Genomic DNA, 6,589 nt, shown 5'->3' with positions numbered 1-6,589 from the left:
GCCTGTCCTGAACGGAGCGTCCGCCCATGACAACGAAACCCGCCCACGAGGCCGCCGTCCCTGTGCGCCCCGAGGACCAGAAGTACGGCTTCGGCCAACTGCTCGCCTATGGCACCCAGCACATCCTGACGATGTATGGCGGCGTCATCGCGCCGCCCCTCATCGTCGGCGGGGCCGCCGGCCTCAGCGCCGGCGACATGGCCCTGCTCGTCACGGCCGGCCTCTTCCTCAGCGGCCTGGCGACCCTGTTGCAGACCCTGGGTGTCGGCCCCTTCGGCAGCCGCCTCCCCATCGTGCAGGGCATCTCGTTCGCGAGTGTCTCGACGATGGTCGCGATCGCCCACGACGGCGGCGTGCGCCCCGTCTTCGGTGCGATCATCGTCGCCGGCCTGATCGGGCTGGTCCTGTCGTCGTTCTTCGCCCAGCTCGTGAGGCTCTTCCCGGCCGTCGTGACCGGCACGATCATCACGGTGATCGGCCTGTCGCTCATGCCCGTCGCGTTCAACTGGGCGATGGGCAACAACGCGAAGGCGCCGGGCTACGGCTCCGTGTCGAACATTGCGTTTGCGGGCCTGACGCTGCTCATCATCCTCGTCATCAGTCGGGTCTTCCAGGGGCCGATCTCACGGCTGTCGATCCTCATCGGCCTCGTCGCCGGCACCGTCGTCGCCGCCCTCGCGGGCAAGGCCGACTTCTCGAAGGTCGGGGACGCCAAGGTCTTCGCGCTGCCCCCGATCCTCCACTTCGGGACGCCGACCTTCCAGGTGGGTGCGATCGTGTCGATGACGATCGTCATCCTCGTCATCATGACGGAGACGACCGCGGACATCCTCGCCATCGGGGAGATCGTCGAGACGCCCGTGGACGCGAAGCGGGTCGCGGACGGACTCCGGGCCGACATGGTCTCGACGACGGTCGCGCCGGTCTTCGGCACCTTCCCGTGCAGCGCCTTCGCCCAGAACGTGGGGCTCGTCGCCCTCACCGGCATCAAGAGCCGCTTCGCCGTGGCCGCCGGCGGTGGCGTCCTGGTGGTCCTGGGCCTGCTGCCGGTGGTCGGCGCGGTGGTCGCCGCGATCCCGTATCCGGTGCTCGGTGGTGCCGGCGTCGTCCTGTTCGGCTCGGTGGCCGCGAGCGGCATCCGCACCCTCTCCCGCGTCGACTACCGCGACAACCTCAACATGGTCATCGTCTCCGTCGCGATCGCCATGGGCATCATCCCCATCGCGGCACCGACGTTCTGGGACGCGTTCCCGAGCTGGTTCAGCGTCATCATGCACTCCGGCATCAGCGCGACCGCTGTGGTCGCCGTCGTCCTCAACCTCGTCTTCAACGAGGTCAAGGCTGGCAACAAGCCCGGTGCCTCGGTCTTCGCCGCTGCGGAGGACGAGTACGACGAGCTCGGCGACACGCTCGACGACGAGCTGCGCGGGGAGAAGCGCCCCGTGACGAACAGCCGGCGCGGCGCGCGGCAGAGTTCGCCGACCGAGCACTGAGCAGAACGAGCCCGTATGCCGCTCAGCCGGCCCAGCGGCCCCGCTGAGCGGCATACGTGGTCCCTTCCCCTCCCACGAACAACCCTCGGAGACGCAGATGACCCACCACCTCCGCTACCTCGCCAACTGTTCGATGCTCTTCACCGAGCTGCCCCTCCTCGAGCGCCCAGCGGCGGCGAGGGCCGCGGGCTTCGACACGATCGAGTTCTGGTGGCCCTGGCCGGACCAGCCGGTCCCGTCCGACCCGCAGGTCGACGCCTTCGTCGCCGCTGTCGAGAGCAGCGGGGTGCGGCTGGCCGGCCTCAACTTCTTCGCCGGCGACCTCGGCGGCCCTGACTGCGGCGTCCTGTCGATCCCGTCACGGGTGAAGCAGTTCCGGGACAACATCGACGTCGCGGTCGGCATCGGCGAGCGGCTCGGCACCGGTGCCTTCAACGCGCTCTACGGCAACCGGGTCGACGAGGCCACCCCGGAGCAACAGGACGAGCTCGCCACCGAGAGCCTCGTCGCCGCAGCCAAGACTGCCGACACGATCGGTGCCACGGTGCTCGTCGAGGCGGTGAGCGGGCCCAAGCCCTACCCGCTGCGCACCGCGGCCGACGCGGTGGCAGCCGTCGAACGGGCCCGCTCGGCCGGGGCCGACAACGTGGCCTTCCTCCTCGACATCTTCCACCTCGCCAACAACGGCGATGACGTCGACGCCGCGATCCGGCACCACGTCGGCTCGGTCGGGCACGTGCAGGTCGCGGACTTCCCTGGCCGCGGTGAGCCGGGCACGGGCGGCCTCGACATCGACCGCTACCTCTCGGACCTGCAGTCTGCCGGCTACACCGGCTATGTGGGCCTCGAGTACAAGCCGACGACCACGACGGAGGACAGCCTGGCCTGGCTGCCGCGCGACCGACGCGCCACCGCCCGCTGACCAACCGCCCTGGCCAGCCACATTGACCACCAAGGAGATCCACGACATGAGCACCATCGCCTTCATCGGCCTCGGCATCATGGGCAGCCCCATGGCGGTTCACCTGCAGAACGCGGGTCACGACGTCGTCGGCTACAACCGCACCCCGGAGAAGACCCAGCCGCTCATCGCAGCCGGCGGCCGTGCTACGCAGTCCATCGCCGATGCCGTCTCCGGCGCCGACGTCGTCTGCGTCATGGTGCCCGACTCGCCGGACGTGAGGGACGTCCTCGAGGGCGAGGGGGGCGTCTTCGCCAACGCCAAGCCGAATGCGCTCGTCATCGACTTCTCGACCATCCGCCCCGACGTCACCGTCGAGCTGGCCGAGCAGGCGCGCGAACGCGGCTTGCGGCTCCTCGACGCGCCGGTCTCCGGCGGCGAGGCCGGGGCGAAGAACGCGGCCCTGTCGATCATGGTCGGCGGATCGGACGAGGACTTCGAGGCGGCCCGTCCCGTCTTCGAGGCCGTCGGCAAGACCGTGGTCCACGTCGGGCCGAGCGGGTCCGGCCAGACCGTCAAGGCGGCCAACCAGCTCATCGTCGCGGCCAACATCCAGGCACTCTCAGAGGCGGTCGTCTTCCTCGAGGCGTACGGGGTCGACACCGGGGCGGCCCTCGAAGTACTGGGGGGCGGCCTCGCCGGCTCCAAGGTCCTCGACCAGAAGAAGGGCAACATGCTCTCCCGCTCCTTCGTGCCGGGGTTCCGGATCGAGCTGCACCACAAGGACCTCGGCATCGTCACTGCCGCAGCGCGCGAGGCCGGGGTCGCCATCCCGCTCGGCTCCCTCGTCGCCCAGCTGATGGCCTCGGCGACGGCGGTCGGCGACGGCGGCCTGGACCACTCAGCGCTCCTGCGTGGCGTCGAGCGCCTCTCCGGCCGCGAACGCAGCTGAGGCCGCGAACCCACTTGAGCTGAGCGACATACAGAAAAGCAACCGTCGAAGGGCCAGTTCGCGACGTTTTCGATGTCCCTGACCTCCTCGCCAGGGTCGCGAACTGTCCGTTCGATCCCACCCCAAGGATCTGATCTCTATGACTCGTATGCGCGCTGTCGACGCCGCCGTCCTCATCCTGGAGAAGGAGGGGGCGACCCAGGCCTTCGGCCTGCCCGGCGCCGCGATCAACCCGTTCTACTCGGCGATGAGGGCGCACGGCGGGGTCAAGCACGTCCTCGCCCGCCACGTCGAGGCCGCCTCGCACATGGCGGAGGGCTATACCCGGGCGGCCGCCGGCAACATCGGCATCTGCGTCGGCACCTCCGGCCCGGCCGGCACCGACATGATCACCGGGCTCTACTCCGCCTCGGCCGACTCGATCCCGATCCTGTGCATCACCGGGCAGGCGCCGGTCGCGAAGCTCGACAAGGAGGACTTCCAGGCCGTCGACATCGCTGCGATCGCGGCCCCGGTGACGAAGTGGGCCAAGACGGTGCTCGAGCCCGGGCAGGTGCCGGGCGTCTTCCAGAAGGCGTTCCAGCTCATGCGCAGCGGGCGCCGGGGGCCGGTCCTCATCGACCTGCCGATCGACGTCCAGCTCGCCGAGATCGAGTTCGACATCGACACCTACGAGCCGCTGCCGGTCGTCAGCCCGGCCGCGACGCGGGCCCAGGCCGAGAAGGCCCTCGACATGCTCAACGCGGCGCAGCGCCCGCTCATCGTCGCCGGTGGCGGGATCATCAACGCCGACGCCGCCGACCAGCTCGTCGAGTTCGCCGAGATCGTCGGCGTGCCAGTCGTGCCGACCCTGATGGCGTGGGGCGTCATCCCCGACGACCACGAGCTCATGGCGGGCATGGTGGGCCTGCAGACCTCACACCGCTACGGCAACGCGACGATGCTGGCCTCGGACTTCGTGCTCGGCATCGGGAACCGCTGGGCCAACCGGCACACCGGATCAGTGCCGAAGTACACCGAGGGGCGCACCTTCGTGCACGTCGACATCGAGCCGACGCAGATCGGCCGGGTCTTCGCGCCCGACTACGGCATCGTCTCCGACGCCGGCGCCGCCCTCGACGAGTTCATCGAGGTGGCGCGCGAGTGGCGCGCGCAGGGCCGGCTCGCCGACCGCAGCGTATGGGTCGAGGAGTGCCGGCAGCGCAAGGCGACCATGCAGCGCCGCACGAACTTCGACGACGTGCCGCTGAAGCCGCAGCGGGTCTACCAGGAGATGAACAAGGCGTTCGGCCCCGACACCCGCTACGTCACGACCATCGGGCTCTCCCAGATCCAGGCGGCCCAGTTGCTGCACGTCTACCAGCCGCGGCACTGGATCAATGCCGGCCAGGCCGGCCCGCTCGGCTGGACCCTCCCGGCGGCGCTCGGCGTGGCGACGGCAGTCGCGGAGTCGACGGTCGTCGCGTTGTCGGGCGACTACGACTTCCAGTTCCTCATCGAGGAGCTCGCGGTCGGGGCGCAGTTCAAGATCCCCTACATCCACGTCGTCGTGAACAACGCCTACCTCGGCCTCATCCGGCAGTCGCAGCGGGGCTTCGAGATGGACTACCACGTCCAGCTGTCGTTCGACAACATCAACGCACCCGAGATGAACGGGTATGGCGTCGACCACGTCACGGTGGCAGAAGGGCTGGGCTGCAAGGCGATCCGGGTCTTCGAGCCCGACGACATCCTCCCCGCGCTCGAGAAGGCGAAGGCGCTGGCCCAGGAGTTCTCGGTGCCGGTCGTCGTCGAGATGGTGCTCGAGCGGGTGACGAACGTGTCGATGGGCACCGAGCTGGACAACGTCGTGGAGTTCGAGGAGCTCGCCGAGCGGGGCGAGGACGCGCCGACGGCGATCGCGCTGCTGGACTGACACGCTGGTGCCATGACGCGCGTCCTCATCGCAGCCGACAAGTTCAAGGGCACCCTCACTGCCGTCGAGGTGGCCACCGCGGTCGCCGCGGGGCTTCGCCGGGTGGGCGATCCGGAGATTCGCGTCGTGCCGGTCGCCGACGGTGGCGACGGCACGGTGGCGGCGGCGCTCGAGGCCGGGTTCGAGACAGTGGGCGTCACCGCCGCCGGGCCGACGGGCGAGCCGGTCGAGACCGCCTACGCCCGTCAGGGCGAGACCGCGGTCATCGAGATGGCCGACGTGTCAGGGCTCGTGCGGCTCCCGGGCGGCCGGCTCGACCCCCTCCGTGCGACGAGTCGGGGCCTGGGCGAGGTCATCGCGGCCGCCATCGACGCCGGCTGCCACGACGTCGTGGTTGGCATCGGGGGCAGCGCGAGCACGGACGGCGGAGCCGGGATGGTGCAGGCGCTCGGTGCCTGGCTCACCGACGACAGGGGCAGCGAGCTCGGCGGTGGGGGCGTGGGTCTGTCCGCCCTCGCCGCCGTCGACCTCCGTGGGCTGCGGCGGCGGATCAAGGGTGTGCGGTTCACCTTTGCCTGTGACGTGAACAACCCCCTCACCGGGCCACGCGGTGCGGCTGCCGTCTACGGGCCCCAGAAGGGTGCCCGTCCCGACGACGTCGCCGTTCTCGACGCCGCCCTGGAGCACTGGGCCGACGTCATCGCCGCGGAGACGGGCCGGGACGAGCGCGAGGCGCCTGGTGCCGGCGCGGCGGGCGGAGTCGGTTATGCCGCTGTCGCCCTGCTCGGCGCCGCCCTCCGTCCCGGCATCGATCTCGTCCTCGACCTCGTCGGGTTCCGCGAGGCGTTGGCAGCGCTCGGGCCGGACGATCTCGTCATCACGGGGGAGGGTGCGCTCGACGAGCAGACACTGCACGGCAAGGCCCCCGCCGGCGTGGCCGCGGCCGCCAGAGCGCGGGGGATCCCGGTTGTCGCCGTCTGTGGACAGAACGGCCTCGGCAGCGAGCGGCTCGAGCAGGCCGGCATCTCAGCGGCATACGCGCTCGTCGACGTCGAGCCCGACGTCACCCGCTGCATGACCGAGCCCGCGCCCATCCTGGAGCGTCTGGGAGAGCGCATCGCCCGCGACCGCCTGGCCACTCAATCGACAGGGCAGTAATGCCGATCGAGCGTGCGCTAATCCCGATCGACAGTTCACATATCGCGATCGACAGTTCGCAAATCCCGATCGACAGTTCGCAAATCGCAATCGACCGTGCGTCGTCGATCCCGACGAGTCACTCCCGACGTCGAGAGCTGCACTGTCGATTCGAAGAAGCGCACTCTCGA

At 70.0% G+C, this 6,589-nt stretch carries 5 protein-coding genes; all 5 read left to right on the top strand.

The features are described 5' to 3' along the window. Positions 1-26 precede the first annotated feature (26 nt). The 5 genes from N864_RS17685 (at position 27) to N864_RS17665 (ending at position 6,419) form a co-directional block, all read left to right on the top strand. Positions 27-1,493 carry a nucleobase:cation symporter-2 family protein gene (locus tag N864_RS17685; protein WP_034720052.1) on the top strand — a complete coding sequence of 489 codons (1,467 nt, stop codon included), beginning with the start codon at positions 27-29 and terminating at the stop codon, positions 1,491-1,493. Between the two features lie 97 nt (positions 1,494-1,590). Beyond that, a complete protein-coding gene (locus N864_RS17680) occupies positions 1,591-2,415 on the top strand; it encodes a hydroxypyruvate isomerase family protein (RefSeq protein ID WP_034720049.1) in 825 nt (274 codons plus the stop codon). Then, positions 2,330-3,346 (top strand): 2-hydroxy-3-oxopropionate reductase, encoded by a 1,017-nt coding sequence (locus N864_RS17675; RefSeq protein ID WP_081793998.1) that lies wholly within the window; start codon positions 2,330-2,332, stop codon positions 3,344-3,346. The genes N864_RS17680 and N864_RS17675 overlap by 86 nt, the downstream gene beginning before the upstream one ends. Before the next feature lie 139 nt (positions 3,347-3,485). Further along, a complete protein-coding gene (gcl, locus tag N864_RS17670) occupies positions 3,486-5,261 on the top strand; it encodes a glyoxylate carboligase (RefSeq protein WP_034720045.1) in 1,776 nt (591 codons plus the stop codon). A 12-nt stretch (positions 5,262-5,273) separates the two neighbouring features. After that, positions 5,274-6,419, top strand: coding sequence for a glycerate kinase (locus tag N864_RS17665; RefSeq protein WP_034720043.1), 1,146 nt, complete (start codon positions 5,274-5,276; stop codon positions 6,417-6,419). Positions 6,420-6,589 lie beyond the last annotated feature (170 nt).

It is taken from the genome of Intrasporangium chromatireducens Q5-1 (assembly GCF_000576575.1).
GTDB classification, from domain to species: Bacteria; Actinomycetota; Actinomycetes; order Actinomycetales; family Dermatophilaceae; genus Intrasporangium_A; species Intrasporangium_A chromatireducens.
Note: the sequence above shows the minus strand (reverse complement) of the source record. Positions and strands in the feature narration are given on the sequence as shown.